26 protein-coding genes and 1 tRNA gene are annotated in these 26639 nt (G+C 65.2%); 19 read left to right on the plus strand and 8 right to left on the minus strand.

Features of this window, described 5'->3' with window-relative positions:
• Nucleotides 1-46: 46 nt before the first annotated feature.
• From FQK05_RS09210 to FQK05_RS09250, 9 genes are all read left to right on the plus strand, one after another.
• Complete coding sequence (locus FQK05_RS09210) at nt 47-526, plus strand: hypothetical protein (RefSeq protein WP_233270433.1); 480 nt, start codon at nt 47-49, stop codon at nt 524-526.
• Nucleotides 523-1335: an ABC transporter ATP-binding protein gene (locus FQK05_RS09215; protein ID WP_158965909.1), complete on the plus strand. Its 813-nt coding sequence runs from the start codon at nt 523-525 to the stop codon at nt 1333-1335. Before FQK05_RS09210 ends, FQK05_RS09215 begins: the two co-directional genes overlap by 4 nt.
• A gap of 39 nt (nt 1336-1374) precedes the next feature.
• Entirely contained in the window at nt 1375-2328 is a 954-nt protein-coding gene (locus FQK05_RS09220; protein ID WP_158965911.1) for a branched-chain amino acid ABC transporter permease, read from the plus strand.
• A 42-nt stretch (nt 2329-2370) separates the two neighbouring features.
• Nucleotides 2371-2613, plus strand: a complete 243-nt coding sequence (locus tag FQK05_RS09225) for a hypothetical protein (RefSeq protein ID WP_158965913.1) — start codon at nt 2371-2373, stop codon at nt 2611-2613.
• Nucleotides 2614-2690: 77 nt separating this feature from the next.
• On the plus strand, nt 2691-3113 hold the full coding sequence (locus FQK05_RS09230) for a hypothetical protein (RefSeq protein ID WP_158965915.1): 423 nt from the start codon (nt 2691-2693) through the stop codon (nt 3111-3113).
• 38 nt (nt 3114-3151) lie between these two features.
• Nucleotides 3152-4237, plus strand: coding sequence for a branched-chain amino acid ABC transporter permease (locus FQK05_RS09235; protein WP_158965917.1), 1086 nt, complete (start codon nt 3152-3154; stop codon nt 4235-4237).
• A gap of 56 nt (nt 4238-4293) precedes the next feature.
• Nucleotides 4294-5610: an ABC transporter substrate-binding protein gene (locus tag FQK05_RS09240; protein ID WP_158965919.1), complete on the plus strand. Its 1317-nt coding sequence runs from the start codon at nt 4294-4296 to the stop codon at nt 5608-5610.
• 60 nt (nt 5611-5670) lie between these two features.
• Complete coding sequence (locus FQK05_RS09245) at nt 5671-6495, plus strand: ABC transporter ATP-binding protein (RefSeq protein WP_158965921.1); 825 nt, start codon at nt 5671-5673, stop codon at nt 6493-6495.
• A gap of 109 nt (nt 6496-6604) precedes the next feature.
• Nucleotides 6605-7825: a phenylacetate--CoA ligase family protein gene (locus FQK05_RS09250; RefSeq protein ID WP_158965923.1), complete on the plus strand. Its 1221-nt coding sequence runs from the start codon at nt 6605-6607 to the stop codon at nt 7823-7825.
• A gap of 91 nt (nt 7826-7916) precedes the next feature.
• Here the strand turns inward: FQK05_RS09250 and FQK05_RS09255 are convergent, their stop codons facing one another.
• A complete protein-coding gene (locus FQK05_RS09255) occupies nt 7917-9077 on the minus strand; it encodes a cytochrome P450 (protein WP_158965925.1) in 1161 nt (386 codons plus the stop codon).
• 105 nt (nt 9078-9182) lie between these two features.
• Between FQK05_RS09255 and FQK05_RS09260 the strand changes: the two genes are divergently transcribed.
• From FQK05_RS09260 to FQK05_RS09275, 4 genes are all read left to right on the plus strand, one after another.
• Nucleotides 9183-9728 carry a MarR family winged helix-turn-helix transcriptional regulator gene (locus FQK05_RS09260; protein WP_158965927.1) on the plus strand — a complete coding sequence of 182 codons (546 nt, stop codon included), beginning with the start codon at nt 9183-9185 and terminating at the stop codon, nt 9726-9728.
• 73 nt (nt 9729-9801) lie between these two features.
• On the plus strand, nt 9802-10776 hold the full coding sequence (locus FQK05_RS09265; RefSeq protein WP_158965928.1) for an NAD(P)H-dependent flavin oxidoreductase: 975 nt from the start codon (nt 9802-9804) through the stop codon (nt 10774-10776).
• Nucleotides 10773-11561 (plus strand): enoyl-CoA hydratase/isomerase family protein, encoded by a 789-nt coding sequence (locus FQK05_RS09270; RefSeq protein WP_158965930.1) that lies wholly within the window; start codon nt 10773-10775, stop codon nt 11559-11561. The genes FQK05_RS09265 and FQK05_RS09270 overlap by 4 nt, the downstream gene beginning before the upstream one ends.
• Nucleotides 11562-11673: 112 nt before the next feature.
• The gene (locus FQK05_RS09275) at nt 11674-13359 is read left to right on the plus strand and encodes an ABC transporter permease (RefSeq protein WP_199252616.1); all 1686 of its coding nucleotides are present in this window, start codon (nt 11674-11676) and stop codon (nt 13357-13359) included.
• Between the two features lie 121 nt (nt 13360-13480).
• Here the strand turns inward: FQK05_RS09275 and FQK05_RS09280 are convergent, their stop codons facing one another.
• From FQK05_RS09280 to FQK05_RS09290, 3 genes are all read right to left on the minus strand, one after another.
• Entirely contained in the window at nt 13481-14515 is a 1035-nt protein-coding gene (locus FQK05_RS09280; RefSeq protein WP_158965932.1) for a Fe(3+) ABC transporter substrate-binding protein, read from the minus strand.
• 356 nt (nt 14516-14871) lie between these two features.
• A complete protein-coding gene (gene ykgO / locus FQK05_RS09285; protein ID WP_005648635.1) occupies nt 14872-14997 on the minus strand; it encodes a type B 50S ribosomal protein L36 in 126 nt (41 codons plus the stop codon).
• A gap of 80 nt (nt 14998-15077) precedes the next feature.
• Nucleotides 15078-15152: transfer RNA gene (locus FQK05_RS09290), tRNA-Val, on the minus strand.
• A 182-nt stretch (nt 15153-15334) separates the two neighbouring features.
• Between FQK05_RS09290 and FQK05_RS09295 the strand changes: the two genes are divergently transcribed.
• Nucleotides 15335-16195 (plus strand): N-formylglutamate amidohydrolase, encoded by an 861-nt coding sequence (locus tag FQK05_RS09295; RefSeq protein ID WP_158965934.1) that lies wholly within the window; start codon nt 15335-15337, stop codon nt 16193-16195.
• A gap of 154 nt (nt 16196-16349) precedes the next feature.
• Here the strand turns inward: FQK05_RS09295 and FQK05_RS09300 are convergent, their stop codons facing one another.
• The gene (locus FQK05_RS09300; protein WP_158965936.1) at nt 16350-17645 is read right to left on the minus strand and encodes a DNA polymerase IV; all 1296 of its coding nucleotides are present in this window, start codon (nt 17643-17645) and stop codon (nt 16350-16352) included.
• A gap of 118 nt (nt 17646-17763) precedes the next feature.
• Here FQK05_RS09300 and FQK05_RS09305 point away from each other — a divergent pair, with 118 nt between their 5' ends.
• Nucleotides 17764-18174, plus strand: a complete 411-nt coding sequence (locus tag FQK05_RS09305; RefSeq protein WP_158965938.1) for an NUDIX hydrolase — start codon at nt 17764-17766, stop codon at nt 18172-18174.
• A 1-nt stretch (nt 18175) separates the two neighbouring features.
• On the opposite strand, the gene FQK05_RS09310 is transcribed toward FQK05_RS09305, so the two are convergent.
• From FQK05_RS09310 to FQK05_RS09320, 3 genes are all read right to left on the minus strand, one after another.
• Nucleotides 18176-18517 carry a DOPA 4,5-dioxygenase family protein gene (locus FQK05_RS09310; RefSeq protein ID WP_158965940.1) on the minus strand — a complete coding sequence of 114 codons (342 nt, stop codon included), beginning with the start codon at nt 18515-18517 and terminating at the stop codon, nt 18176-18178.
• A 336-nt stretch (nt 18518-18853) separates the two neighbouring features.
• On the minus strand, nt 18854-19573 hold the full coding sequence (gene pyrF, locus FQK05_RS09315; RefSeq protein ID WP_158965942.1) for an orotidine-5'-phosphate decarboxylase: 720 nt from the start codon (nt 19571-19573) through the stop codon (nt 18854-18856).
• Between the two features lie 110 nt (nt 19574-19683).
• Nucleotides 19684-19914: a hypothetical protein gene (locus FQK05_RS09320; protein WP_233270434.1), complete on the minus strand. Its 231-nt coding sequence runs from the start codon at nt 19912-19914 to the stop codon at nt 19684-19686.
• A gap of 326 nt (nt 19915-20240) precedes the next feature.
• On the opposite strand from FQK05_RS09320, the gene clpB reads away from it, so the two are divergent.
• The 4 genes from clpB (at nt 20241) to msrQ (ending at nt 26279) form a co-directional block, all read left to right on the plus strand.
• Nucleotides 20241-22859, plus strand: coding sequence for an ATP-dependent chaperone ClpB (gene clpB, locus FQK05_RS09325; protein ID WP_158965945.1), 2619 nt, complete (start codon nt 20241-20243; stop codon nt 22857-22859).
• Between the two features lie 306 nt (nt 22860-23165).
• The gene (locus FQK05_RS09330; protein WP_158966068.1) at nt 23166-24674 is read left to right on the plus strand and encodes an FMN-binding glutamate synthase family protein; all 1509 of its coding nucleotides are present in this window, start codon (nt 23166-23168) and stop codon (nt 24672-24674) included.
• Nucleotides 24675-24743: 69 nt separating this feature from the next.
• A complete protein-coding gene (msrP, locus tag FQK05_RS09335) occupies nt 24744-25661 on the plus strand; it encodes a protein-methionine-sulfoxide reductase catalytic subunit MsrP (RefSeq protein ID WP_158965947.1) in 918 nt (305 codons plus the stop codon).
• Between the two features lie 3 nt (nt 25662-25664).
• Complete coding sequence (gene msrQ / locus FQK05_RS09340; protein WP_158965949.1) at nt 25665-26279, plus strand: protein-methionine-sulfoxide reductase heme-binding subunit MsrQ; 615 nt, start codon at nt 25665-25667, stop codon at nt 26277-26279.
• Nucleotides 26280-26639: the final 360 nt, after the last annotated feature.

The raw sequence follows: 26639 nt of genomic DNA on the forward strand, positions 1-26639 counted from the left end.
AATCTTGGCCGGGCCTGCGACGGCGGGCTTTGCGGAAAGCTGGTCCATGGCCGCGGATCGCTGCCTGGCCGCTATCGAGAGCGGCGGAAAACTGGAAACCGCCGGCTTCGACCTGGCGCGGGGCGATGCCGGGGCCGACTGGCCCACGGCCACCTGGACCCAGGGCATCGTGCTGATGCGCCAGTTCGACCGGCAGGCGGGCGGCAATGTCGACCCCCGGGTCTGCGAGGTGCAGAACACCGAGTACCTGACGCTGGGCCAGATCGCGGATGCGACCGGCGCCTATGCCGACATGATGACCCGCCTGGTCGAGGGCGGTGCGTATTACCCGCGGCAACTGCCGCCGGGCTGGCCGAAGCTGCCGGCCATGGCGTCGGAACTGCGGTCGGCCACGGCGGGGCCAAGGGGGTGCCGGATGGCGGTCAGCTTCGTCACCGAACCCGTCGCCGGGATGGCGATCTTTTCGGTGAGCGAGATCGGCCGCGCGCCCTGCGGGACGCTGCCGGCAGAGGAGAAGGCAGGATGAAGGACACCGAGGGCTATATCACCGAGGACGGCCGCAAGATCGGCGGCGTGGTGATGGAGATGAAGAACATCACGCTGAAATTCGGTGGCGTGAACGCGATCACCGACATCTCGTTCGACATCCGCGAGGGCGAAATCCGCGCGATCATCGGCCCGAACGGCGCCGGCAAGTCGTCGATGCTGAATGTGATTTCCGGCTTCTACATCCCGCAGGAAGGTGAGATCTGGTTCCACGGCAAGCCCCGCCCGCAGATGCGCCCCTATGAGGTGGCGCGGCAGGGGATCGCCCGGACCTTCCAGAACATCGCCCTGTTCGAAGGCATGTCGGTTCTGGACAACGTCATGACCGGCCGGCTGACCCACATGAAGTCCGGGTTCTTTTCCCAGGCGATCTGGAAGGGCCGGGCCGAACGGGAAGAGATCGCGAACCGCGAGATCGTCGAGCGGGTCATCGACTTTCTGGAGATCCAGAACATCCGCAAGACGCCGGTCGCGGGCCTGTCCTATGGCCTGAAGAAGCGGGTCGAACTGGCACGGGCGCTGGCGGCAGAACCGAAACTGCTGCTGCTGGACGAACCCATGGCCGGCATGAACGTCGAGGAGAAGGAGGACATGTGCCGCTTCATCCTGGACGTGAACGACGAGTTCGGCACCACCATCGCGCTGATCGAACACGACATGGGCGTGGTCATGGACCTGTCCGACCGGGTGGTCGTCATGGATTACGGCAAGAAGATCGGGGACGGCCCGCCCGACGAAGTGCGGTCCAACCAGGAAGTCATCGACGCCTATCTGGGCGTCCAGCATTGACCCGCGGCGCGGCCCGGCAACGAAAGACAGGACAGACGCATGTTCTATGACATCTTCATCGCGCCCTTCGTGGACATGGTTGAGGCACCCGACTTCCTGATGCAGGTGCTGTGGGAAGGCCTGGTCTCGGGCATCCTTTACGCGCTGATCGCGCTGGGCTTCGTGCTGATCTTCCGGTCCAGCCGGATCTTCAATTTTGCCCAGGGCATCATGGTCGTCTTCGCGGCGCTGACGCTGGTCGGTCTTTACGCCATGGGCGTGCCGGCCTGGATCTGCGTGATCCTGACCCTGGGGGTCATGTTCGTCCTGGCGGTGGCCATCGAACGCATCGTGCTGCGGCCGCTGGTTGGCCAGCCCGACATCATCCTGTTCATGGCCACCATCGGCATCACGCTGTTCCTGATCGGTTTCGGCGAAGTGATCTTTGGCGGCGAGAACAAGGTGATGATCACCGAGGAACTGGGCATTCCCACGGGTTCGGTCCTGCTGGAACCCTTTGGCGGCCTGCTGATCCTGGAACAGAAGGACATCACGGCGGTGGTCGTGGCGGCGCTTCTGGTGGTCGGCCTTCTGGTCTTCCTGAACCGCACCCGCATGGGCCGCGCGATCCGGGCCCTGGGTGACGATCCGCAGGCGGCGCTGTCGGTCGGCATCTCGATCCAGACGATCTGGGTACTGGTCTGGTTCATCGCGGGCATCATCGCGCTGGTCACCGGCATCGCATGGGGCGCCCGGGCCGGCGTGTCCTTCGCGCTGGAGGTCATCGCCTACAAGGCGCTGCCGGTCCTGATGCTGGGCGGGCTGGAAAGCATCGCCGGCGCCATCATCGGCGGGCTGATGATCGGGATCCTGGAAAAGCTGTTCGAAATCTACTGGGGCCAGCCCCTGCTGGGCGGCAACACCGAGACCTGGTTTGCCTTCGTTCTTGCCCTGATTGTACTGCTTTTCCGTCCTCAGGGCTTGTTCGGAGAGAAGATCATCGAAAGGGTCTAGGGCAGGCGCGCGAGGAGGCGCGCCAGCCAAGGGAGGTTACACATGGCAAAACTGATCGCGATCCTGAACGTCGTTGCCTGGTCCGGCTTCTGGGCCTTCGGCTACCTGGCGCTGACGTCCGACCCGCAGGCGTCTGGACGGATGACCACCGCCGTGATCCTGGCGGCCGTCGGCGGGGCACTGGGACTTTGGGCCTGGTTCTGGCTGGTGCGGCATTCGGAACGGTTGGGACTGACCCGGGGCCACAAGCGGGCGCCGATCATCGACGACCCGGACATGGCCTGACCGGCCGGATGACGTATCAAGGCTCCGGGCGCAGGACCGCGCCCGCCCGAGCAACCGATTGAGAGACCGTAAAAGTCATGACCCGCAAAACGATCCTTGCCGCCCTGACCGCCACGCTGCTGACCCCGGCCGCGGGCGCCCTGGCCGATTGCCGACCCATCGAGGAGCCGGCCGCCAACCCGGGGCTGGAACAGATCAAGACCAACATGTCGCTGGGCCATTTCGGAGCTGCGCTGGACGGCTTTGACGTGCCGACCGAAACCAAGAACAAGCTGATCGACGACCTGACCCGCACCTTCGGCAGCGACGGAGCCCGCTGCACCACGATCCGCCGCGTGGCGCAGGGCCCCTATTTCATGAGCGAGATCGTGCTGTTCGAGGAAAGCCCACAACAGCTCTTCTACTTCGTGATCAGCGGCCAGACGGATGGCGACACGTTCCGCATGACCGACATCAACATCACCTCGAAATACGACGACGTGCGTCCGCTGCTGTTCTGACACCAGCCTGACGACGGCCCATACGAAGGACGGACCCGATGTTCTACCGCACTGCCGGACAGTTCAAGACCACCTACCGCGACGATCAGGCCCTGTTCCCGATCCGTCAGGACGGTGTCCTTGTGGGGATCTTCCTGATCCTCGCCTGGGCGGTCCTTCCCTTCGTGGCCAGCGAATTCGCCTTCCAGACGCTGCTGATCCCGATCCTGATCTATTCGCTGGCGGCGCTGGGCCTGAACGTGCTGACGGGATACGCCGGTCAGCTGTCCCTGGGCACCGCGGCCTTCATGGGTGTGGGCGCCTATGCCTGCTACAAGATGCTGACGATCATGCCCTGGCTCGACCCGGTGATCGCGATCCTGCTGTCGGGCTTCTTCAGCGCCGGGATCGGCGTGGCATTCGGCATCCCCAGCCTGCGGATCAAGGGGTTCTACCTCGCCATCGCCACGCTGGCGGCGCAGTTCTTCCTGGTCTGGCTGTTCGAGAAATGGGCCTGGCTTTACAACTACAACGCTTCCGGCGCGATCCAGGTGCCGAACCTGACCTCGGTCGCGGCCGGTGGGAACTATGTCGCCGGGCCGCTGGCCTCGTCCCTTACCCAGTACTACATCGTGCTGGGCATCGTGACGCTGCTGACGATCCTGACGATCAACCTGACCCGCGGCACGCTGGGGCGGACCTGGAAGGCCACCCGCGACATGGATTTCGCGGCGGAACTGATCGGCATCAACCTGATGCGGTCGAAATTGTCGGCCTTTGCCGTGTCGTCCTACATCGTCGGCGTGGCCGGTGCGCTGTTCGTCTTCTGCTGGCGCGGCGCGGCGGAACCCAACCTCTTCGACATCCCGCTGTCCTTCTCGATCCTGTTCATCGCCATCATCGGCGGACTGGGATCGATCCTTGGCAACTACCTGGGCGCGATCCTGATCGTGGGCCTTCCGGTGGTGCTGAACACCGTGCCGCCCGCGCTGGGGATCCCGATCTCCTCGGCGCTGGTCGAACACCTGAACCTGATGATCGTGGGAGGCTTGATCATCTTCTTCCTGATCGTCGAACCGCACGGCCTGGCGCGCCTGTGGGGACTTGCACGCCAGAAACTGATCGTCTGGCCGTTCCCGTACTGACGGGGTCGGCCATCCAAACCGAAGTCATCGGAAGAGAATTCCAAGGGAGGAACTCGATGAAACACTTCACCAAACTTGCGGCAGCGGCGCTGGCCCTGTCGGTGCTGGCCGGAGGAGCCGCCGCCGACGAGACCGAAGCCCTGTTCGTGCCGAACCTGGCCTACCGGACCGGACCTTTCGCAGCCACGGGCATTCCGCTGATGAACGGTCAGCGCGACTATGCGCTGATGCTGAACGCCCGCGATGGCGGTGTCGGCGGCATCAAGCTGAACTTCGAGGAATGCGAGACCGGCTATAACACCCAGAAGGGCGTCGAATGCTACGAGAAGACCAAGGGCACGGCGATCGTGACCCAGCCCTGGTCGACCGGCATCACGCTGCAGGTCCTGCCCAAGACCAACGTGGACCAGATCCCGATCCTGGCGCCGGGCTATGGCTTCTCGCCCATGGCGGACGGCAAGGTGTTCCAGTGGGCCTACAACATGCCCGGGTCCTACTGGGACGCGGCGTCGATGATCCTGAAATACATCTCGGACGGTAACCTGGACTCGCTGAAGGGCAAGACCATTGCCTATCTGCACCTGGACCATCCCTTCGGGAAGGAACCGCTGCCCTATCTGGAGAAGATGGCCGCCGATCACGGCTTCAAGCTGGAACCGATCCCGGTCGGCCTGAAGGAAATGCAGAACCAGTCGGCCCAGTGGCTGCAGATCCGCCGGTTGCGGCCGGACTATGTGATCATGTGGGGCTGGGGCGCGATGAATGCCGGCGCCATCACCGAAGCGGTGAAGACCAAGTTCCCCATGGAAAACTTCGTGGGCACCTGGTGGTCGGGGCATGATGCCGACCTGAACATCGTGGGCGACAAGGGCAAGGGCTACAAGTCGATCTCGTTCTCGCGTCCGGTTCTGGACGCGCCGATCATGGCCGACCTGAAGAAATACGTCTACGACAAGGGCGACTCCCTTTCGAACGACGAGGAACGGTCCGGCGTCTTCTACAGCCGCGGCCTGGTGATCTCGATGATCCTGTCCGAAGCGATCGCCACCGCGCAGGAGCATTTCGGCAAGAAGGACATCGGCCCGGCTGACCTGCGCTGGGGGCTGGAAAACCTGAACATCACCGATGAACGCCTGGCCGAACTGGGCATGACCGGCATGGTGGCCCCGTTCAAGACCACCTGCGGCGACCACACCGGGCATTCCGGTGGCTGGATCCTGGAATGGGACGGCACGAAGTTCGTGCAGGCTTCGGATCACCTGATGCCCGACAGCGAAGTGATCCGCCCGATGGAGGTCGAGGGTGCCAAGGCCTATGCCGAGGCGAACGCCCCCTGGCCGGTGAACGAGACCTGCTCGGCAGAAGCAGGCTGACGTGACCTTCCCCGGCGTCCGACCGGCGCCGGGGACCTTTCCTTTTCGAGGACATGACCGATGCTCGACGCCGGCGACACCAGGGAAACGCTTCTGGAAGTCAACAATATCGAGGTGATCTACAACCACGTGATCCTCGTCCTGAAGGGCGTCAGCCTGTCCGTGCCCAAGGGCGGGATCACGGCGCTTCTGGGCGGCAACGGCGCGGGCAAGACCACGACGCTGAAGGCGATTTCGAACCTGCTTCAATCCGAGCGCGGCGAAGTGACCAAGGGCACCGTGAAATACCGTGGCCAGCCCGTGCACCACGAGGACCCGGCATCGCTGGTGCGCAAGGGCGTGATCCAGGTGATGGAAGGGCGCCACTGCTTTGCCCACCTGACGGTCGAAGAAAACCTGATGACCGGCTTCTATACCCGCCGCGACGGGCGAGCCGCGATGATGCGCGACCTGGAAAAGGTCTATGCCTATTTCCCGCGCCTGAAGGAACGGCGGGGCAGCCAGGCCGGCTATACCTCGGGCGGGGAACAGCAGATGGTGGCCATCGGCCGCGCGCTGATGTCGAAGCCGGAGACGATCCTGCTGGACGAGCCGTCCATGGGCCTGGCCCCGCAGCTGGTCGAAGAGATCTTCGGCATTGTCAAGGACCTGAACGAGAAGGAGGGCGTGTCCTTTCTTCTGGCGGAACAGAACACCAATGTGGCGCTGCGCTTCGCCCATTACGGCTACATCCTGGAATCGGGGCGCGTGGTGATGGACGGCCCGGCCGCCGACCTGCGCGAAAACCCGGACGTGAAGGAATTCTACCTCGGCATGGCAGACGAAGGGCGAAAGTCCTTCCGCGACGTACGCTCGTACCGCCGCCGGAAAAGGTGGCTGAGCTGATCTTGACGCGCGGATGCCCCCGCGCTGCGCCGGTACGCCGGCGCATCCGACCGACCCTTTCCCGTCCGACGAACCCCGCATCGCCGGCCAAGCCTGGAGGTTTGCCCAGATGACCAAGTATTTCGACAGTCTTGAAACCCGCAGCGCGGATGAACGTGCCGCCGACATCGCCGTTCAGCTGCCGCGCCAGATCGCCCGGGCCAAGGCCCTGGCGGGTTATGCCGGGACGCTGGGCCGGGTGAACCCGGCCGCCATCACCGATGCCGAGGCGCTGGCGACCCTGCCGGTCCTGCGCAAGTCGGACCTGGGCAAGGCGCAGGCCGCCAATCCGCCGTTCGGAGGCTTCACCGTGAAGCCGCCCGCGGGCAATGCCCATGTCTTCCAGTCGCCGGGCCCGATCTATGAACCGGGCGGGACCAGCGACGACTGGTGGCGCGCGGGGCGGGCGCTTTTTGCCGTCGGCATCGGGGCGGGGGACGTGGTCCAGAACTGTTTCAGCTATCACCTGACGCCCGCCGGCATGATGTTCGAAAACGGCGCCCGTGCCGTCGGCGCCGCGGTGCTGCCCGCAGGCACCGGCCAGACCGAGCTTCAGGCCCGCGCGGCCCATGACGTGGGCGTCACCGCCTATACCGGCACGCCGGATTACCTGAAGGTGATCCTCGACAAGGCCGACGAGATGGGTCTGGCGCTGAAGATCACCAAGGCGGCGGTGGGGGGCGGGGCGCTGTTCCCGTCGCTGCGTCAGGAATATGCCGACCGCGGGATCTTGTGCCGGCAGGGCTATGGCACCGCCGACCTGGGCTCCATCGCCTACGAGACAGAGGCCATGGAGGGCATGATCGTCGACGAGGGCGTGATCGTCGAGATCGTGACCCCCGGCACCGGCACCCCCGTGGCCCCGGGAGAAGTGGGCGAGGTCGTGGTGACCACGCTGAACCCCGACTATCCGCTGATCCGCTTCGCCACCGGCGACATGAGCGCCGTGATGGCGGGTGAAAGCCCCTGTGGGCGGACCAACATGCGGATCAAGGGCTGGATGGGCCGGGCGGATCAGACGACCAAGATCAAGGGCATGTTCGTGCGCCCCGAACAGGTGGCCGCGCTGGTCGGCAAACACGCCGAGATCGTCAAGGCACGCGTCATCGCGGGCCGCGAGGGCGAGATGGACACCATGACCGTCCGGATCGAGGCGACGGGCGGCGATGCCGATGCCTATGGCCGGACGGTGGCCGATGTCCTGAAGCTGAAAGGCAATATCGAGGTAGTGGCCCCCGGCAGCCTCCCCAAGGACGGCCTGGTGATCGAAGATGCGCGGTCTTACGACTGACGTCGGCAGCGTTTGCCGGAACGGCCTTTGAGAAGGCCGTTCCCAAGAGCCTTTCGAAAGGCTCTTGTCGCCAGTCGCGGCCCGTGCGCCGTCAGCCCCAGGCGACCGGCATCTTCAGCGGGCCGCGGAAGGCCCAGCCGCCGAAGCTCGTCTCGCCGTCCAGCCGCAGGCCGCGCAGGCGGTCGAACATCGCGGGCAGCGCCACCTCGGCGATCAGGCAGCGCGAAGCCCAGGCGCCGGCGCAGAAATGCGGCCCCGCGCCAAAGCTGATCGCGGCCGAGGTGTCGCGGGTGATGTCGAAAACCTCTGGCCGGTCGAAGACCGCCTCGTCCCGGTTGGCCGACCCAAACATCAGGAAGGCGCGGTCCTCGGGCTCCAGCACCGATCCGCGGATTTCGTGTTCCACCGCGATCCGGCGCGGGCTCATGCCGATGGGGGCGATCCAGCGGGCATATTCCTCGAAGGCCTGAAGCCAGGTCGCCTTGCCGGCCAGCACCATTGCCAGTTGCTCCGGATGGGTCAGCAGCGCCCAGGCGGTGCCGGCAATCGCGTCCCGCGGTTCGTTCTGCCCGCCGGAAATCGCAAGTTTCACGTTGGCCCGGATCGTGTCCTCCGGCAGCTCTGCCTGCATCTGGACCGACAGCAGCGAATGGTCGGGCTCTGCCTTCAGCTCCGGCATCCGCGCGTCGATATGGGCATCGATCGAGGCCGTGCAATCGTTGCACCGGGCCGTCACCGCCGGATCGCCGGCATAGTTCGCGCAGCCGTCGATCATGCCCTGGCTGACGCGGTCCATTTCCTGCCATGCCATGTTCGTCAGGCCGGTCATCGCTTTCAGTGCTTCGGCCGAAATCGGCATGGCCAGATCCCGCACCATGTCGGACCGGCCAGAAGGCGCGACACGGTCCAGCACCTCTTTCGTCGCGGTTTCAAACGAAGCCTTCCACACATCCCGCACCGTCCGGGGCGAGACGGTGGGAAAGATCGCCTTGCGTTCGGCCTGATGCGCCGCGCCGTCCTTGCGCATCAGGTTCTGGCCCATCAGCACCGTCATCAGCCCCTGCGGCTGGTCCGACGAAAACACCTCCACCCGTTTCTCGTTCTCGAAGATGTCGTCGCGGCGGGTCAGCAGCACCGCGCCCAGTTGCGGCACGAAGGCCACCGGCGCCTCGGCCCGCAGGCGCTTCAGATCCGGGTATGGATCCCGCCAGAACGCCGTCGGATCGATCTCGTAGACCGGTACATCACGCATGTCATCCTCCCCGTCGTGCCTGTTGTCAGGTCAACACTTTGAACGGAGAGTGCGCGGCGCGACCTTGTGTTGTCAAGTCAACAGGGACAGCCTAACCTGTCCGGCATGACTTCTGACCTGGACCTGCCCGACGACCTGTTCCTGTTCCATCCCGGCGATGCCGAGGATGCACGCCGGACGCTCAGTTTCCGGCGGACGCCGACGGTGCTGCTGACCTTTGCGGCCAACCGCTTTACCCGCCTGGCCTCGCGCGAATATCAGGCGCGGTTCGGGATCGGCGCGATGGACTGGCGGATGCTGGTCATGCTGGCGCGTGAACCGGGTACAGGCGTGAACCATGCGGCGCGCACCATCGGTATCGACAAGGCCGCGGTCAGCCGCAGCCTGCGGCGGCTGGCGGATCTTGGTCTGGCCCGGCTGGACGACGGCAGCACCGCCGCCCGCGGCGCCTGGCGGCTGACCGGGCAGGGGGCGGCGCTGCACGACCGAATCCTGGACGTGGCGCTGGACCGGCAGTCGAAACTGCTGGACGGCTTCACCCGGGCAGAGGTTTCGGCCTTCGCCGATTACCTGCGCCGCTTCCTTGGAAATCTGGACGACATGGCCGCGGACGGGACCACGCAGACGAACGCGACGCAACGGTCCGATTGACGCAAACGGCCCGGGCCGCGAAGTCTCGGGCAAAACGCGCGTCGCGCAACAGCAAGACCCCGGAGGATCCAAGATGAAGACCCGTATCACCGAGCTTTTCGGTATCGAACACCCGATCATGCAGGGCGGCATGCACTTTGTCGGCTTTGCCGAACTGGCCGCTGCCGTGTCCAATGCCGGGGGCATCGGCACGATCACCGGGTTGACCCAGCGCACGCCCGCGGATCTGGCAAACGAGATCGCGAAGTGCCGCGACCTGACGGACAAGCCCTTTGCCGTGAACCTGACCTTTCTGCCGACCGTCAGTTCGCCCGATTATCCGGGCTATGTGAAGGCGATCATCGAAGGCGGCGTGAAGGTGGTCGAAACCGCCGGCCGCAATCCCAGCGAAGTCATGCCCTACCTGAAGGACGCGGGCATCAAGGTGGTCCACAAGTGCACGTCGGTCCGCCACGCGCTGAAGGCGCAGGCCATCGGTTGCGACGCGGTGTCGGTCGACGGTTTCGAATGCGGCGGCCACCCGGGCGAGGACGACATCCCGAACATGATCCTGCTGCCCCGCGCGGCGGAAGAGCTGGAAATCCCGTTCCTGGCGTCCGGGGGCATGGCCGATGCGCGCAGCCTGGTGGCCTCGCTGGCATTGGGTGCGGAAGGCATGAACATGGGCACCCGCTTCATCGCCACCAAGGAAGCGCCGGTGCATGAAAACGTGAAGCAGGCCATCGTCGCGGCGTCGGAACTGGACACCCGGCTGGTGATGCGCCCGCTGCGGAACACCGAACGCGTGCTGACCAACGACGCGGTCGAACGGCTGCTGGAAAAGGAACGGACCCTGGGCGCCAGCATCAAGTTCGAGGACATCATCGAGGAAGTCGCAGGCGTCTATCCGAAGATCATGATCGACGGCGAGATGGAGGCGGGCGCCTGGTCCTGCGGCATGGTTGCGGGCCTGATCCACGACATCCCGACCTGCAAAGACCTGATCGACGGCATCATGGCCGAGGCCGACAGCCTGATCAAATCGCGCCTAGCGGGGCTGGTCGCATGACCTATGAAACGCTGGAATTCTCTGTCGCGGACGGCATCGCGCGGATCGTGCTGAACCGTCCCGATCAGGCCAATGCGCTGAACGTCACCCTGGCGCGCGAGATGTTCGCGGTGTCGATGCTGCTGGCCACCGATCCGTCGGTGCGGGCGGTGCTGCTGACCGGGCGGGGCAAGCTTTTCTGCGGCGGCGGCGATCTGGCCGCAATGGCCTCCGCCGGCGCGGGGCGTGAGGCGATGCTTCTGGAGATGGCCACGCTGATGCACCAGGCCGTCACCCGGCTGGCGGCGATGGACGCGCCGGTCGTCGTGGCCGTGAACGGCGCCGCGGGCGGGGGCGGGTTCTCTCTTCTGCTGGCGGGCGACTACATCATTGCGTCGGACAAGGCGAAATTCGTGTCGGGCTATACGGCGTCCGGCCTGACGCCGGACTGTTCGGCCACGCATTACCTGGCCAAGCATGTGGGCCTTCTGCGCGCGAAAGAGCTGATGCTGACCAACCGGACGCTTTCGGCGAACGAGGCGCTGGACTGGGGCCTGGTCAGCCGCGTCGTCGCCCACGACGCGCTGGAGGCAGAGGCCGAAGCGATGGTAAGCCAGTTCGCGGCCGGCCCCACCAAGGCCTATGGCGGCGTCAAGCGACTGTTGCAGACCGCGTATTCGGACACCATCGAGGCGCAGCTGGAGAAAGAGGCACTGTCGATTTCGGGTATCATGCGGACGGCGGATGCGCCCCACGGCATCGAGTCTTTCCTGAACAAGAAACGGCCGACCTTTACCGGGGCCTGACGGGCGCCCGGCATGCAGATCCGGTGGGCGGCTGTTCACATTGCCGCCCATCCCGGACTGTCGTAGAACGTATTCCTGACCAAAATCGTAAACGGGCAGGAAAGGCGCACACGTGGCAGAGACGACATCCGTTCCGCGCCTGGGCCGCGCCCCGTCGCGGCGCCGCACCAAGGCCGCCGGCACGCGCGGACTGGCCACCATCGCCATCCTGATCGCAGCCCTGTGTCTTCTGCCGATTGTCGCCGTTTCGCTGGCTGCGGTGACGGGCGGAACCGACTCGGTCGCGCATCTGTGGTCCACCGTCCTGCCGCGGTACACGCTGACGACCATTGCGCTGGTGGCCATCGTGGCCACGGGCACCTTCACCATCGGGGTCGGCACCGCCTGGCTGGTCACCATGACCCGTTTTCCGGGCGTTCGCGTGCTGGAAATCGTGCTGGTCCTGCCCCTGGCCTTCCCGGCCTATGTGCTGGCCTATGCCTATACCTTCGTGCTGGACCATCCCGGCATCGTGCAGGCCACCCTGCGGCAGGTCACGGGCTGGGGCCCGCGCGACTACTGGTTCCCCGAGGTGCGGTCCCTGGGCGGCGCGGCGGCGATGTTCATCCTGGTCCTCTATCCCTATGTCTACCTGCTGGCGCGTGCCGCGTTCCTGCAGCAAAGCTCCGGCGCGCTTCTGGCCGCGCGGACGCTGGGCGACAGCGCCTGGGCCGCCTTCTGGCGGGTCAGCCTGCCGATGGCGCGGCCGGCGATCGCGGGCGGCGTCCTGCTGACGGTGATGGAGACGATCGCCGATTTCGGCACCGTCGCCTATTTCGGGGTCCAGACCTTCGCGACCGGGATCTATACCTCGTGGTTCTCCTTCGCCGACCGGGCGGGGGCCGCGCAGCTGGCGCTGTGCCTTCTGGCCTTCGCGCTGATCCTGGCCATGGCCGAACGCGCGCAACGGGGCGAGGCGCGGTTCCACCATGCCGGCAAGCGGTCGATGCGCCTGCCGCCAACGCCGCTGAAGGGCTGGCGCGCCGCGGCGGCCACGACGTTCTGCACCGTGCCGGTGCTGCTGGGCTTTGCTCTGCCGGTCGTCATCCTTGTCTCCATGGGCGTGGGGTCGGGGCAGGATCTCTTCGGCCGGCGGTATCAGGCATTCCTGCAGAACTCGCTGACGCTGGCCACCATCGCGGCGGTGCTGACGCTGTGTGCCGCCATCGTCATCGGGTTCTACCAGCGGCAGCTGCCGGGCCGCCTGTCGGCCGGTGCGGCCTATGTCGCGCGGCTGGGCTATGCCGTGCCGGGGGGCGTGATCGCGGTGGGGCTGGTCGTGCCCTTCGCGGCCTTCGACAACGGGCTGGACGCGTGGATGCGGGCGACCTTCGACGTGTCCACCGGGCTTCTGGTCACCGGGTCCATCTGGCTTCTGATCGCGGCCTACATGGTGCGCTTCCTGGCGGCCGCGCTTGGCGCCTATGAGGGCGGGCAAAGCACCGTCCACGCCAACATGGATGCCGCGGCCCGGTCGCTGGGGCAGACGCCCTTGGGCACGCTTCGCCGGGTGCACCTGCCGATCCTGACGCCCAGCCTGCTGACGGCGCTGCTGATCGTCTTCGTCGACGTGATGAAGGAACTGCCCGCCACGCTGATCATGCGGCCCTTCAACTATGACACGCTGGCGGTACAGGCCTATCGGCTGGCGTCGGACGAACGACTGGAAGGGGCTGCGGTGCCGTCGCTTGTGATCGTGGCCGTGGGCCTTCTGCCGGTGATCCTGATCTGCCGCCAGGTCGGCCGGCGCCAGTCCTGATCTGCGTCAGTCCTGATCTGCGCCGGTCCTGATCCGCGGACGACCCCGATCCCCGAAACGAAAAAGACCGGCACGCCCATGGGACGTGCCGGCCTGGCCCGAGAGGGCGAGGGGTGGGGGATTACTTCCAGCCCACCTCGTTGAAGATGCGCTGTGCGGCGGGCAGGTTTTCGGCCACGACCGACAGGTCGACATCGTCGGCCTTGAAGGTGCCCAGCCCTTCGACCGGGGCGGCCAGGGCCACGCCTTCGACCGCCGGATATTCGTTGTTCCCGGCCGAGAAGTATTCCTGCGCCTGGTCGCTGGTCAGGTATTCCAGGAACTTGATGGCGTTTTCGCGATGGGGCGCATGGGCGGCCACGCCGGCGCCGGACAGGTTCATGTGGGCACCGTTGCCGTCCTGGTCGGGGAAGACCCAGCCGATAGTGTCGATGCCTTCGGTCACGCCGCTGACGTCGGACGCACGGGCGCGGGCAAAGTAATAGGTGTTCGAAACGGCGATGTCGCATTCGCCCGACACCAGGCCGCGCAGCTGGTCGGTATCGCCGCCCTGCGGATCGCGCGCCATGTTGTCGACGACGCCCTGTGCCCAGGCCTTGGCGGCATCTTCGCCTTCATGTTCGATGATCGCGGCCAGCAGGGTCTGGTTGTAGGTGTTGCCCGACGACCGGATGCAGATCAGGCCCTTGTACTCGGGCTTGGCCAGGTCAAGGTAGGTCTGCGGCGGGTTCGGCAGGTCGGTCTTGTCATAGAAGATGATCCGCGACCGCTGGCTGAAGCCGTACCACTGGTTGTCGGCGTCCTGCAGGTTTGCGGGTATCTTTTCTTCCAGCACATCGCTGTCGACCGATTGCAGCAGCCCCATGTCCTTGGCGCGCTTCAGGCGCGAGGTGTCGACGGTCAGCAGCACGTCGGCCGGGCTGTTCGCGCCTTCGGCCTGCATCCGCGCCATCAGCTCGTCCGCATTGCCTTCGATCCGGTTGATCAGGATGCCGGTCTGGTCCTCGAAATCGGAATAAAGCCGTTCGTCGGTGTCATAGTGGCGCGAGGAGTAAAGGTTCAACTCGTCCGCTGCCGCGACGGTCGCGGTCAGGGCAAACAGGGCGGCGGCGGCCACGTGGCCGGTCACGCGCAGGGTTCTGGGGCGAATGGTCATTGGTCTCCTCGATCGGTTCGCGTCGGGGGAAGTCCCGTCCGGCCCATCCATCGCGCGGGACCGGGCGTCCGTCAAGGGAGACTTAGTAAAATAGTCGGGAATAAACCATTCGGTTCAAGAGCGCCGGGGAGGGAAGGGGGGCGGATCGTTCGGGTCTCGGCCGGGGATGGTGCGTGGGGACCACGCACCCTACGCGAACCATCAACATCGGGTGCGTTAATCCGTGTGCGTTATACGCACATTCCGTCCGGGTCGGTACACGCGGCCCGCAAACACCGAAAGGGCCGCCCGGAAATCCGGGGCGGCCCTTTCGGCAGGTCGTATCGGCGGCACATCCGGGGATGCGCCTACCAGTATCAGCCCTGACGCGCCTTGAATTTGCGCTGGGTCTTGTTGATGACGTAGACGCGGCCCTTGCGGCGCACGACACGGCAATCGCGGTGGCGGTTCTTCAGCGACCGCAGCGAGTTCTTGACCTTCATGGTCTGTCTCCGTTTCGTGTGGCGCGTTAGGCGGCGCCGGTGTTGCGGGTGTCCCGCGCGGTTGCGGGACAGTGAATGCATGGTGGGCGATACTGGGATCGAACCAGTGACCCCTACGATGTCAACGTAGTGCTCTACCGCTGAGCTAACCGCCCATGCAAACCAGCCTCAAAGGCATGCTTATGCTCACGAATTCTTGTGAACACAAGGCCGATCCGAACTGCTCCGGACCGCGCCCATCGCGCCGGTTCGGGCTCTATAAAAGGAGTCGCGGGGCTATTCAAGGGCTTTTGGCAGAGGAGATTTCTGCGTTATCCTGAACGCGGAAGGAGACGTGATGATCGTCGAACCCTATCGCGTGATCGAGCCCTTGCTCCGGCGCTCCAGCGTCGTTTTCGCCTCGCCCCACAGTTCCGATTCGTATCCGCGCTCCTTCGTGCGCGCCAGCCTGCTGGACGATCATTCCATCAGATCCTCCGAAGATGCCTTCGTGGACAGGCTTTTCGGCGCAGCGCCCGAGTTCGGTGCCCCTCTTCTGCTTGCCGGCGCCCCCCGCGCCTATGTCGACATGAACCGCAGCCCGGACGAGCTGGACCCGGCCCTGATCGAGGGCGTCCGCCCCCAGGTCCACAACCCGCGCGTGGCGTCGGGTCTGGGGGTCATCCCCCGTTTCGTGGCGAACGGCCGCGCGATCTATCGCGGCAAGTTGTCCATGGCCGAAGCGCAGAAGCGAATCGATCTCTACTGGCGACCCTACCATGCCGAGATCCAGCGACAGCTGGACCTGTCGCGCGACCTGTTCGGGAACGCGATCCTGATCGACTGCCACTCCATGCCGCACGAGGCGTTGGACAGCGTGACCCGCCGCGGCGTGGCTCGGCCCGAAATCGTGCTGGGCGACCGGTATGGCGCCGCGGCCGCGGCCGACATCATGGACCGGGTCGAGGCCGCGTTCCAGGCGGCCGGATTCGTCGTGGCCCGGAATGCGCCTTTCGCCGGCGCCTTCGTCACCCAGGCCTATGGCCGCCCGTCCCGCGACCAGCACGCGATCCAGGTCGAGATCGACCGGTCGCTTTACATGGACGAACGCCGGATCCGGCCGAATGCACGTTTCGAAGCCGTGCGCGACCTGCTGACCGGCGTGATCGCAGAAATCGCTGCCATCGGGATCGAGGATCTGCCGCTGGCGGCGGAATAGGCGGCCCGTTCAGGGCGTCGGTGGCTTCGGTCCTGGGAAACCGGCGTTCCGCGGGCATTCCGGCCGGCGCCCAGACCCGATCCATCGGCCACAGGCGGTGTGGCGGTCGGGTCATGGCGGCCACGGTGACAAGGTTGGCAGGATCGGCCGGGGATCAGCGCAGAGTGCGCCCTTTCATGATCGCCTCGGTCCCGAACCTGTTGCGGATCGCGTCGGTGGCGCGTTCCGCCCGGGCGCGGCTTTCGGCGCCGGGATCCAGCAGGTCGCCCGAGGTGTCGGCCTGCGCGTCCGGCACCAGATCCGACAGGCCGCAACCCAGCAGGCGGAAGGGCCCCTGTTTTTCCGCCTGGTCCAGCAGGGCCCGCGCGGTACGATAGAGCGTGTCGGCCATCTGTGTCGGCGTGCGCAGAGAGATCCGCCGCGTCAGGATCTTGTGATCGGCACGCTTCAGCTTCAGCGTCACCACCCGCCCGGCAATGCCCTTGGCCTTGGCCCGGGCCGATACCTTTTCCGCCATCCGCCACAGGTGCCCGTCCAGGATGACCGGGTCCGACGTGTCCTCGAAGAAAGTCGTCTCGTTCGAGATGGAGCGGACCGGTTCGTTGGCCGACACGCTGCGGAAATCCTCGCCCCGGGCCAGATGGTAAAGCCGCGTGCCCATGGACCCGAAGCGCGCGGTCAGATCGGCCTTTTCCCAGCGCAGGAGGTCCGAAAAGCTGCGGATGCCGGCGCGATCCAGCGATTCCTGCGCTGCGGGGCCGATGCCCCAGATCAGGCGCACGGGCTTGTCGCGCAGGAAATCCGCCGTCTGGGCCCGGCCGATGATCGAATAGCCCCGCGGCTTGTCGAGGTCGGATGCGACCTTTGCCAGGAACTTGTTGTGGGACAGGCCGATCGATCCCGTCAGGCCCAGTTCGTCCTTCATTCGCCGGGTCAGCCGCGCCAGCATCACCGCGGGCGGCGCGCCGTGCAGCCGTTCGGTGCCCGACAGGTCCAGGAACGCCTCGTCCAGGGACAGGGGTTCGATCACGGGCGTCAGGTCGTCCATCATCGCACGGATCTGCTTGGAAACGGCGGCATAGACCTCCATCCGGGGGCGCAGGACGACGGCGTCGGGGCACAGTTCCAGCGCCTTGAACATCGGCATGGCAGACCGGACGCCGCGGATCCGCGCGACATAGCAGGCGGTCGACACGACCCCGCGCTTGCCGCCCCCGATGATCAGCGGCTTGTCGGCCAGGCTGGGATCGTCACGTTTTTCGACCGAGGCATAGAAGGCGTCGCAATCCATGTGGGCGATGGACAGGCTGAACAGTTCGGGATGGGACAGCAGGCGCAGGCCGCCGCAGGACGGACAGCGCGGCCGGCCGGCTTTTGGCGGCCGCCAGTCGGGCCACCACGACAGACAGTCGCGACACAGGGCGGGGCAGGTCGAAATCTGGGCATCCATGGCGGGCAGGACCGGATCATGCGGTGGGGCTGGTGGCCAGCGGCACCGGATGGGCCTATTCTGCCCCCTGGCCGGGCGATGTGCAATCGGCGGCAGGGCAAACCGGGGACAGATGTACATGACGGACTTTGTCGGGGCGAAGCTTGCGCTGTTTCTCGGGCCCGATCTGGTGGTGATCGAACGCGACGACATTCCCCATATCGCCTTCCCGGGCCATCTCGACTTTCCCGGCGGCGGCCGGGAAGGGGGCGAAACGGCCGAACGGTGCGCCCTGCGCGAGACATGGGAGGAGCTGGGCCTGACCCTGGCCGAGTCGGATCTGATCTGGCGGCAAAGCTATCTGGGGCAGGCGGGGCAGGCGTTGTTCTTCGTGGCCCGCAAGCCGGCCGGTCTGATCGCGCAGATCCGCTTTGGCAACGAAGGTCTGGGCTGGCGGCTGATGTCGCCAGAGGCCTATCTGACACATCCGCGGGGCATTCCGAACTTCCGCGACCAGCTGGGCGCCTACCTGTCGGGCACCAGGGGCTGACTCAGGCCTTCTGTTCGAAGATGTCCAATTTCAGGGGTAACATCTCGCCCATCCACAGGGCGTGATCGCGATGATCTGCAAGGTCGTTGCCGGTGTCGGGATGGGCAAAGACCGTCAGACCGTCCCGGTGCAGGGCCAGCCAGGGGACGATCCGGCCGAAATCCTCGGGCGGGAAGGCCAGCTGGCAGCTCCACCTCGGATGGGGGCCCACAGTGCGTTCGTGGACGCGTCCCATCTGCGCCCCGAAAAGGTCGCGCACCCGTTCGCAGACCGCCCGGGCCCGGTCCACGGTGTTGGCGTCGAAATAGATATGGGCGTGATAACCCCTGATGTCGTCGGGCATGCGGATCCTCCTGCATCGACGCCCTTATCGCACCGATCCTGCATTCGGGGGAGCCCAGGGGCCGAACAGGACCTGTGCGCGGGGCGGGAGCCGGAGGCTGCGTCCTGCACAAAAAAGGCCCCGAGGCTTTCGCCCGGGGTCAGTGCAGAACGAACCCAGGAAGAGGTAAGGTCCGTCACGGGGAGTGTACGGTTGAGTGTCGGCCAAAAGCGGATGTCGGAAAAGGCGGGACTTCCAGAACAACAAAATTGGGCTATTCGTGTGCTCATATGTGCACAGCCAGCGGGCAATCCGCCCGTTTCGGCAGCAATTCCGGAAGGTCCCGCGCCCGGCGGGTCAGGCGCCGGCCAGTTCCGCCAGGATTGCCCGCGCCGCTTCGCGCGGATCGGGGGCAGCATGGACGGGGCGGCCGACCACGATGTGATCTGCCCCGGCCCGGATCGCGGCCGCGGGTGTGGCCACACGTTTCTGGTCGCCCAGGTCGGAACCGGCGGGACGAACCCCCGGCGTGACGATCAGGCGTCCGGCGGATTCCGGTATGGCGCGGATGCGGGCCACTTCGTTGGGCGAGGCGATGACGCCGTCGGCCCCGGCTTCGAAGGCGCGTGCGGCGCGTTCCACCACCAGGTCGTCAATCGCGCCGTCGCGGATCAGGCTGGCATCCAGGTCGGCCCGGTCGAGCGAGGTCAGGATCGTCACCGCCAGGATCTTCGTGCCGGACTTCGCGGCGCCTTCCTTGGCCGCGCGCACCACGTGGGGGTCGCCATGAACGGTCAGGAAGTCCAGATCGAACTGGGTCAGCCCGCGAACCGCGGCTTCGACCGTGGCGCCGATGTCGAACAGTTTCATGTCCAGGAAGATGCGCTTGCCGTGTTCCATCTTCAGTTCGTTGGCCAGCGCCAGCCCGCCGCCGGTCAGCATGCCAAGGCCGATCTTGTAGAAGCTGACCGCGTCGCCCAGGCTTTCGGCCAGTTTCAGGCCGGCAACGGCATTGCCGACGTCCAGCGCCACGATCAGGCGGTCATCGGTTGCGGCGGAAAGTACAGTCTCGGTCATGGCGCGGATCCTTCGCTGTAGGGGGCGAACTGTACGCCCTCCTACATGGGGGATCGCCCCCCTGTCCATGTCCTCGTCGCCCGGGCGCTATGTGTTCGTAGCCACGAAGGCTACTTGACGATCAGCGTGTCCCGGCCGGACCGGATCTCGGGCATGTACTGCATCTGCCGCACGGCGTCCTGCAGAAGGCCCTGGCGCACGATCTCGGTCGGGGCGCCTTCGGACAGCGACGCGGTGCACAGCAGCCATGTCTCGCCATCCGGTCGGGCGACCTTTATGTCCGCGCGGTAGCTACCCTTGGACGCGCAATATGTGACGTTCGAGATTTCGGAACTGTTCACGATCATAGGTTCACTGCCTCTGACAAACGCAACACGGATCGAACTGACCCGATGGAAGGGTCGCACGACTCTTGTCCGAAGCACAGAAAAATTTGACCGATTGGACAAACTTTGTCCAATCGGTCAAACTTTGATCATTTGGACAAAATTTTCGTCCTTTCGTCAAGTCAGGCGACACCCGGGAAAATCGTTTCGAAGAGGGGCCGGCGGGGTCGTGGCGGACTTGAATGCCGGCGGCGAACGCCCATCTTTGCCCCAAGGCCCGAACCACGGTGCGCTGCCAGTCAGGCACCGAATATTTCGGGTGCTGGTAAAGGAGTACAGGTATGGACTTGAACAAGTTCACTGAACGTGCGCGCGGCTTCGTGCAGGCGGCGCAGACAATTGCGATCCGGGAAAACCATCAGCGGTTGGCCCCGGAACATCTGCTGAAAGCGCTGATGGACGATGAACAGGGGCTGGCAAGCAACCTGATCACGCGTGCTGGCGGTCAACCCGCCCAGGTTGTCGAGGCGCTGGACGTCGCGATGACCAAGATTCCGCGCGTCAGCGGCGACAGCAGCCAGATCTATATGGACACCACCACCGCCAAGGTGCTGGACGAGGCCGAGAAGATTGCCTCGAAGGCCGGCGACAGCTTTGTCCCCGTCGAACGGGTGCTGATGGCGCTGTGCATGGTGAAGTCGGCCGCGAAGGACGCGCTGGATGCGGGCAAGGTGACCGCCCAGGCGCTGAACGCCGCGATCAACGACATCCGCAAGGGCCGGACCGCCGACAGTGCGACGGCCGAGGAAGGCTATGACGCCCTGAAGAAATATGCCCGCGACCTGACCGAGGCTGCGGCCGAAGGCAAGATCGACCCGATCATCGGCCGCGACGACGAGATTCGCCGGTCGATGCAGGTCCTGTCGCGCCGGACCAAGAACAACCCGGTGCTGATCGGTGAACCGGGCGTCGGCAAGACCGCCATCGCCGAGGGGCTGGCCCTGCGGATCGTGAACGGCGACGTGCCGGAAAGCCTGCGCAACAAGAAGCTCATGGCGCTGGACATGGGCGCGCTGATCGCCGGCGCGAAATACCGCGGGGAGTTCGAGGAACGGCTGAAATCCGTCCTGACCGAGGTCACCGAGGCCGCGGGCGAGATCATCCTGTTCATCGACGAGATGCACACGCTGGTCGGTGCCGGCAAGTCGGATGGCGCGATGGACGCGGCCAACCTGATCAAGCCTGCGCTGGCCCGGGGCGAGCTTCACTGCGTGGGCGCCACCACGCTGGATGAATACCGCAAGTATGTAGAGAAGGACGCGGCCCTGGCCCGCCGGTTCCAGCCCGTGATGGTGCAGGAACCCACGGTCGAGGACACGATTTCCATCCTTCGCGGCATCAAGGAAAAGTACGAACTGCACCACGGCGTGCGGATCTCGGACAGTGCGCTTGTGTCGGCGGCCACGCTGTCGCACCGCTATATCACCGACCGGTTCCTGCCGGACAAGGCCATCGACCTGGTGGACGAGGCCGCGTCGCGGCTGCGGATGGAGGTCGATTCCAAGCCGGAAGAACTGGACGCGCTGGATCGCCAGATCCTGCAGATGCAGATCGAGGCCGAGGCCCTGCGGGTCGAGGACGATGCGGCGTCGAAGGACCGGCTGGAAAAGCTGGAACGCGAACTGGCGGACCTGCAGGAAGAAGCGGCGGAGCTGACGGCGCAATGGCAGGCGGAGCGTGACAAGCTGGCATCGTCCCGCGACCTGAAGGAAAAGCTGGACCAGGCGCGCGCCGAGCTGGAAATCGCGAAGCGCGAAGGCAACCTGGCCCGCGCGGGCGAGCTGAGCTATGGCGTGATCCCCGCGCTGGAGAAGCTTCTGGTCGAAGCAGAGGAGCAGGAAGGCGAGGGCGCCATGGTCGAAGAGACCGTGCGGCCCGAGCAGATCGCCGAGGTGGTCGAACGCTGGACCGGTATCCCGACCTCGCGGATGCTGGAAGGCGAACGCGACAAGCTGCTGCGGATGGAAGAAGAGCTGCATGCGCGGGTGATCGGCCAGCATGCGGCGGTGACGGCCGTCGCCAATGCGGTCCGTCGGGCACGCGCAGGTCTGAACGACGAGGGGCGGCCGCTGGGTTCGTTCCTGTTCCTGGGGCCCACGGGTGTCGGCAAGACCGAGCTGACCAAGGCGGTGGCCAACTTCCTCTTTGACGACGACAACGCGATGGTCCGCATCGACATGTCGGAATTCATGGAGAAACACGCGGTCGCCCGTCTGATCGGTGCCCCCCCGGGCTATGTCGGATACGAGGAAGGCGGCGTCCTGACCGAAGCCGTGCGGCGCCGGCCCTATCAGGTCGTGCTGTTCGACGAGGTCGAGAAGGCGCATCCGGATGTCTTCAACGTCCTTCTGCAGGTGCTGGATGACGGCATGCTGACGGACGGGCAGGGGCGGACGGTCGATTTCAAGCAGACGCTGATCGTGCTGACGTCGAACCTGGGCGCCCAGGCGCTGAGCCAGCTGCCCGAAGACGGCAATGTCGCCGAGGCGCGTCGCCACGTGATGGATGCGGTCCGGGCGCATTTCCGGCCCGAATTCCTGAACCGCCTGGACGAGACGATCATCTTCGATCGCCTTGGCCGGAAGGACATGGACGGCATCGTCAAGATCCAGATGAAACGTCTGGAGAAGCGGCTGGCAGATCGCAAGATCGTGCTGGACCTTGACGACAGCGCGCGGCAATGGCTGGCGGACGAAGGGTACGACCCGGTCTTCGGGGCGCGGCCGCTGAAGCGGGTGATCCAGCGTGCGCTGCAGAACCCGCTGGCCGAGATGCTTCTGTCCGGCGACATCGTGGACGGGTCCACCGTCCCGGTCACGACCGGGCCCGACGGGCTGATCATCGGCGACCGGGTGTCGGTGTCCAACCGGCAGCCACCGGAGGATGCGGTCGTCCATTAAGGACGAACCGTTCCCAAAAGAACCGGAATGCCGCTTTGAAGCGGCCTGGCCGGACCCGGGGCAGTTGCCGCGGGCCCGGCCAAGGCGATTTAAGTCGCCTTGCGCGGTCGCATGCGACGGGGACGAAGGCACCCCATCGGTACGGGGCGCCCGCGGCATGTCGCGTCCTTATTGGCCGAACGCTCACTATTCCTGCAAATCCCCTCGGAACGGCTTGATCGGCGGGCATAACCCGCCCAATGTCGGCGTGCGGTCGGGACCTTTCCGTCCGGCCGGATACCAAGTGTGGAGCCCTTCATGCCCTCAATGCCGTTCGCCGAACACGCGCTTCTGATCATTGCCCTTGCCATCACGCTGGCGGTGGGTGTCGGCACCCTGGCGGCCATCATCCTGTTCCTGATCGACCGCTGGCAGACCGGCGATGCGATCCGGCGCAACTATCCGGTCATCGGGCGCTTCCGCTACCTGTTCAGCGGTCTTGGCGAATTCTTCCGGCAGTACTTCTTTGCCATGGACCGCGAGGAGATGCCGTTCAACCGCGCGCAGCGGAACTGGATCAGCCGCGCGGCAGAGGGACAGTCCAACACGTCGGCATTCGGGTCCACCCGAAGCCTGTCGATTCCGGGGACCACGATCTTCGTCAATTCGTTCTTCCCGCCGCTGGAACAGCAATATGCCAAGTCCAAGCCGCTGCTGATCGGCCCCGGCGCGCGGCATCCCTATCTGGCGCCGTCCTTCTTCAATATCTCGGGCATGAGCTATGGCGCCATTTCCAAGCCCGCGGTTCAGGCGCTGAGCCAGGGCGCGAAAGAGGCCGGGATCTGGATGAATACCGGCGAAGGGGCGCTGAGTTCCTATCACCTGGAGGGCGGTTGCGACATCGTCTTCCAGATCGGCACCGCCAAATACGGCGTGCGGAACAAGGAAGGCCACCTGAGCGACGAGAAGCTGCGCGAAATCGCCGCCCATGACGTCGTCCGCATGTTCGAGATCAAGCTGAGCCAGGGCGCCAAGCCCGGCAAGGGCGGCATCCTTCCGGCCGAGAAGATCAGCGCCGAGATCGCCAAGATCCGCGGGATTGAACAGGGCCACGATTCCATGTCGCCCAACCGCCATTCCGAACTGAACACCTTCGACGATCTGCTGGACATGATCGAACATGTCCGCCAGGTCACCGGCAAGCCCACGGGGATCAAGATGGTCGTGGGGTCCGAAGTCTTCGTGCGCGAATTCTTCGAAACGATCGTCCAGCGGGGGGCCGACAGCGCGCCCGACTTCATCACGCTGGACGGGGGCGAGGGCGGAACCGGTGCAGCACCCATGCCGCTGATGGATCTGGTGGGCATGTCGATCCGGGATTCGCTGCCGCTGGTGGTCAACATCCGCGACGAGAACGGGCTGAAGGAACGGATCCGCATCGTGGCCTCGGGCAAGCTGGTCAATCCCGGCGATGTCGCCTGGGCGCTGGCCGCCGGCGCCGACTTCGTCACCTCGGCCCGGGGCTTCATGTTCTCGCTGGGCTGTATCCAGGCTTTGAAGTGCAACAAGAATACCTGTCCCACGGGCATCACCACCCATGACAAGCGCCTGCAGAAGGGGCTGGTGGTGGAAAGCAAGCACGCCCGCGTGGCACGCTATGCCAAGGACCTCATCCACGAGGTCGAGACCATTGCCCATTCCGTCGGCGTGGCCGAACCGCGCCTGATGGGCCGGCGCCATGTCCGGATCGTGCAGTCCGACGGCCGGTCCGTCCCGTTCAGCCAGATCTATCCCAGCGTGAATCCCACGATTGAAACGTCCATCTCTCAAACGTGAGAAGGCTTTTCTTTGTACAATCGCAAGGGCGGGCTACCTCTGGTACAGATAATGTAGGGAGCCCGCCCGATGGCACGCCGCTGGACCAATGACCTGACCCGGAACGACGTCACGCCGGAAGCCGTCTTCCTGAACCGTCGCCGCCTGATTGCTGCAATGGCTGCGGGCACAGGGGCCGCCGCGCTGGGATCCATCGCCGGGCCGGCCCTGGCGGCCCAGGGCGACATGACGCCCAACACGCTGGAAGAGATCACCAGCTACAACAATTTCTACGAATTCGGGACCGGCAAGGACGATCCCAGGGAATATGCCCACCTGATGACGACCAGCCCCTGGTCGGTCGAAATCGGCGGGCTGGTCGAACGCCCCGGCACCTATGCCTTCGACGATATCATGGCCAAGATGACGGTGGAGGAACGGATCTACCGTTTCCGCTGTGTCGAGGCCTGGTCGATGGTCATTCCCTGGAACGGCTTCGAACTGGCGGACCTTCTGAACATGGCGGGCGTGCAGGACGGCGCGAAATATGTGGCCTTCCAGACGCTGCTGCGCCGGGACGAGATGCCGGGCACCCGTTACCCGGTGCTCGACTGGCCCTATGTCGAAGGCCTGCGCCTGGACGAGGCGATGCATCCGCTGACGATCATGGCCACCGGCATCTATGACAAACCCATCGCGAAACAGAACGGTGCACCGATGCGGCTGGTCGTGCCGTGGAAGTACGGCTTCAAGTCCATCAAGAGCATCGTCAGGATCACGCTGACCGCGGACGAACCGCCGACCAGCTGGAACAAGGCTAATGCCCGTGAATACGGCTTCTATTCGAACGTGAACCCCGAGGTCAGCCATCCGCGGTGGAGCCAGGCCAACGAACGCCGCATCGGCGGGGGCCTTTTCGCCCGCAGGCAACCGACCGAGATGTTCAACGGCTACGGGGCAGAGGTCGCTTCTCTCTATACGGGCATGGACCTGGCCAAGAACTTCTGACCCATGATCCAGGCACAGCGTATCAACACGGCGCTTCGGCGTCTGCCCATCTGGCCGCTCTATGTCCTTTGCGTTTTCTACATCGCGCAACTGTTCGGGCGTGGTGTCATGGGGCAGCTGGGGGTGGACCCGGTGAAGGCGATGGAACATGCGCTGGGGGAAAGTGCGCTCTGGATGCTGATCCTGACCCTGGCGGTCACGCCGCTGCGCCGGATGACCGGGATCACGCTGCTGCGGTTCCGCCGGGCCTTCGGCCTGATCACCTTCTTCCTGGCGCTGGCCCATTTCATCGTCTGGCTGGTGCTGGACGTGCAGATCCTGTCGCAGATCTGGGCCGACATCCTGAAGCGCCCCTATGTGACGGTGGGCTTCGCCTCTTTCCTGCTGCTGCTGCCGCTGGCCATCACGTCCAACACGATGTCCTTGCGCAAGATGGGGGCAGGGGCCTGGCAGCGGCTTCACAAGGTGATCTATCCTGCCGCTGTGCTGGCTGCGGTTCATTATGTGATGCTTGTGAAGGGTTTTCAGGTGGAGCCGCTGATTTATCTGGGAGCGATTCTGGGTCTTTTGGCTTTCCGGCTGCCGATACATCGGTGGCGGGTGTCTTTTTCGCGGTGACTCGGGGTGACTCGGCCGACTCGGGCGGGGGGCATGTCACGTGACTCGGTCGGTTTCGGGGGATAACCCTGTGGGTAAGGCGCGATGGTCGGTTGGCCTGCAGCCTGAGCGGTTGTTGCCGGAGGCCGCTTCTTCCCGTCCGCGCGCGCCTCACGCGGCCGTGTCTATCTCAACCTATTGATTCATATAGATTTCTTATATTTGCCAAAAAAAGTTCATGAATGCTTTGATTTCGGGCTTGCGGGTTGTTGGTGTGATCCGTAAATAGCCCCTCACCGGCGGCGCTGAGGCGCTGACGGGGCGGATCGGAGCGGATCCGGACGGGCGCCTGGGGCGCTGGGGCGGATGCCCTGGTGGACT

Source organism: Chachezhania sediminis (assembly GCF_009765275.1).
In the GTDB taxonomy this organism is placed as follows: Bacteria; Pseudomonadota; Alphaproteobacteria; order Rhodobacterales; family Rhodobacteraceae; genus Chachezhania; species Chachezhania sediminis.

Coding starts and splice junctions, on each gene's coding strand:
- FQK05_RS09210 (WP_233270433.1), top strand. CDS start 47: ATGGCCGCGGATCGCTGCCTGGCCGCTATCGAGAGCGGCGGAAAACTG.
- FQK05_RS09215 (WP_158965909.1), top strand. CDS start 523: ATGAAGGACACCGAGGGCTATATCACCGAGGACGGCCGCAAGATCGGC.
- FQK05_RS09220 (WP_158965911.1), top strand. CDS start 1,375: ATGTTCTATGACATCTTCATCGCGCCCTTCGTGGACATGGTTGAGGCA.
- FQK05_RS09225 (WP_158965913.1), top strand. CDS start 2,371: ATGGCAAAACTGATCGCGATCCTGAACGTCGTTGCCTGGTCCGGCTTC.
- FQK05_RS09230 (WP_158965915.1), top strand. CDS start 2,691: ATGACCCGCAAAACGATCCTTGCCGCCCTGACCGCCACGCTGCTGACC.
- FQK05_RS09235 (WP_158965917.1), top strand. CDS start 3,152: ATGTTCTACCGCACTGCCGGACAGTTCAAGACCACCTACCGCGACGAT.
- FQK05_RS09240 (WP_158965919.1), top strand. CDS start 4,294: ATGAAACACTTCACCAAACTTGCGGCAGCGGCGCTGGCCCTGTCGGTG.
- FQK05_RS09245 (WP_158965921.1), top strand. CDS start 5,671: ATGCTCGACGCCGGCGACACCAGGGAAACGCTTCTGGAAGTCAACAAT.
- FQK05_RS09250 (WP_158965923.1), top strand. CDS start 6,605: ATGACCAAGTATTTCGACAGTCTTGAAACCCGCAGCGCGGATGAACGT.
- FQK05_RS09255 (WP_158965925.1), bottom strand. CDS start 9,077: ATGCGTGATGTACCGGTCTACGAGATCGATCCGACGGCGTTCTGGCGG.
- FQK05_RS09260 (WP_158965927.1), top strand. CDS start 9,183: ATGACTTCTGACCTGGACCTGCCCGACGACCTGTTCCTGTTCCATCCC.
- FQK05_RS09265 (WP_158965928.1), top strand. CDS start 9,802: ATGAAGACCCGTATCACCGAGCTTTTCGGTATCGAACACCCGATCATG.
- FQK05_RS09270 (WP_158965930.1), top strand. CDS start 10,773: ATGACCTATGAAACGCTGGAATTCTCTGTCGCGGACGGCATCGCGCGG.
- FQK05_RS09280 (WP_158965932.1), bottom strand. CDS start 14,515: ATGACCATTCGCCCCAGAACCCTGCGCGTGACCGGCCACGTGGCCGCC.
- ykgO (WP_005648635.1), bottom strand. CDS start 14,997: ATGAAGGTCAAGAACTCGCTGCGGTCGCTGAAGAACCGCCACCGCGAT.
- FQK05_RS09295 (WP_158965934.1), top strand. CDS start 15,335: ATGATCGTCGAACCCTATCGCGTGATCGAGCCCTTGCTCCGGCGCTCC.
- FQK05_RS09300 (WP_158965936.1), bottom strand. CDS start 17,645: ATGGATGCCCAGATTTCGACCTGCCCCGCCCTGTGTCGCGACTGTCTG.
- FQK05_RS09305 (WP_158965938.1), top strand. CDS start 17,764: ATGACGGACTTTGTCGGGGCGAAGCTTGCGCTGTTTCTCGGGCCCGAT.
- FQK05_RS09310 (WP_158965940.1), bottom strand. CDS start 18,517: ATGCCCGACGACATCAGGGGTTATCACGCCCATATCTATTTCGACGCC.
- pyrF (WP_158965942.1), bottom strand. CDS start 19,573: ATGACCGAGACTGTACTTTCCGCCGCAACCGATGACCGCCTGATCGTG.
- clpB (WP_158965945.1), top strand. CDS start 20,241: ATGGACTTGAACAAGTTCACTGAACGTGCGCGCGGCTTCGTGCAGGCG.
- FQK05_RS09330 (WP_158966068.1), top strand. CDS start 23,166: ATGCCGTTCGCCGAACACGCGCTTCTGATCATTGCCCTTGCCATCACG.
- msrP (WP_158965947.1), top strand. CDS start 24,744: ATGGCACGCCGCTGGACCAATGACCTGACCCGGAACGACGTCACGCCG.
- msrQ (WP_158965949.1), top strand. CDS start 25,665: ATGATCCAGGCACAGCGTATCAACACGGCGCTTCGGCGTCTGCCCATC.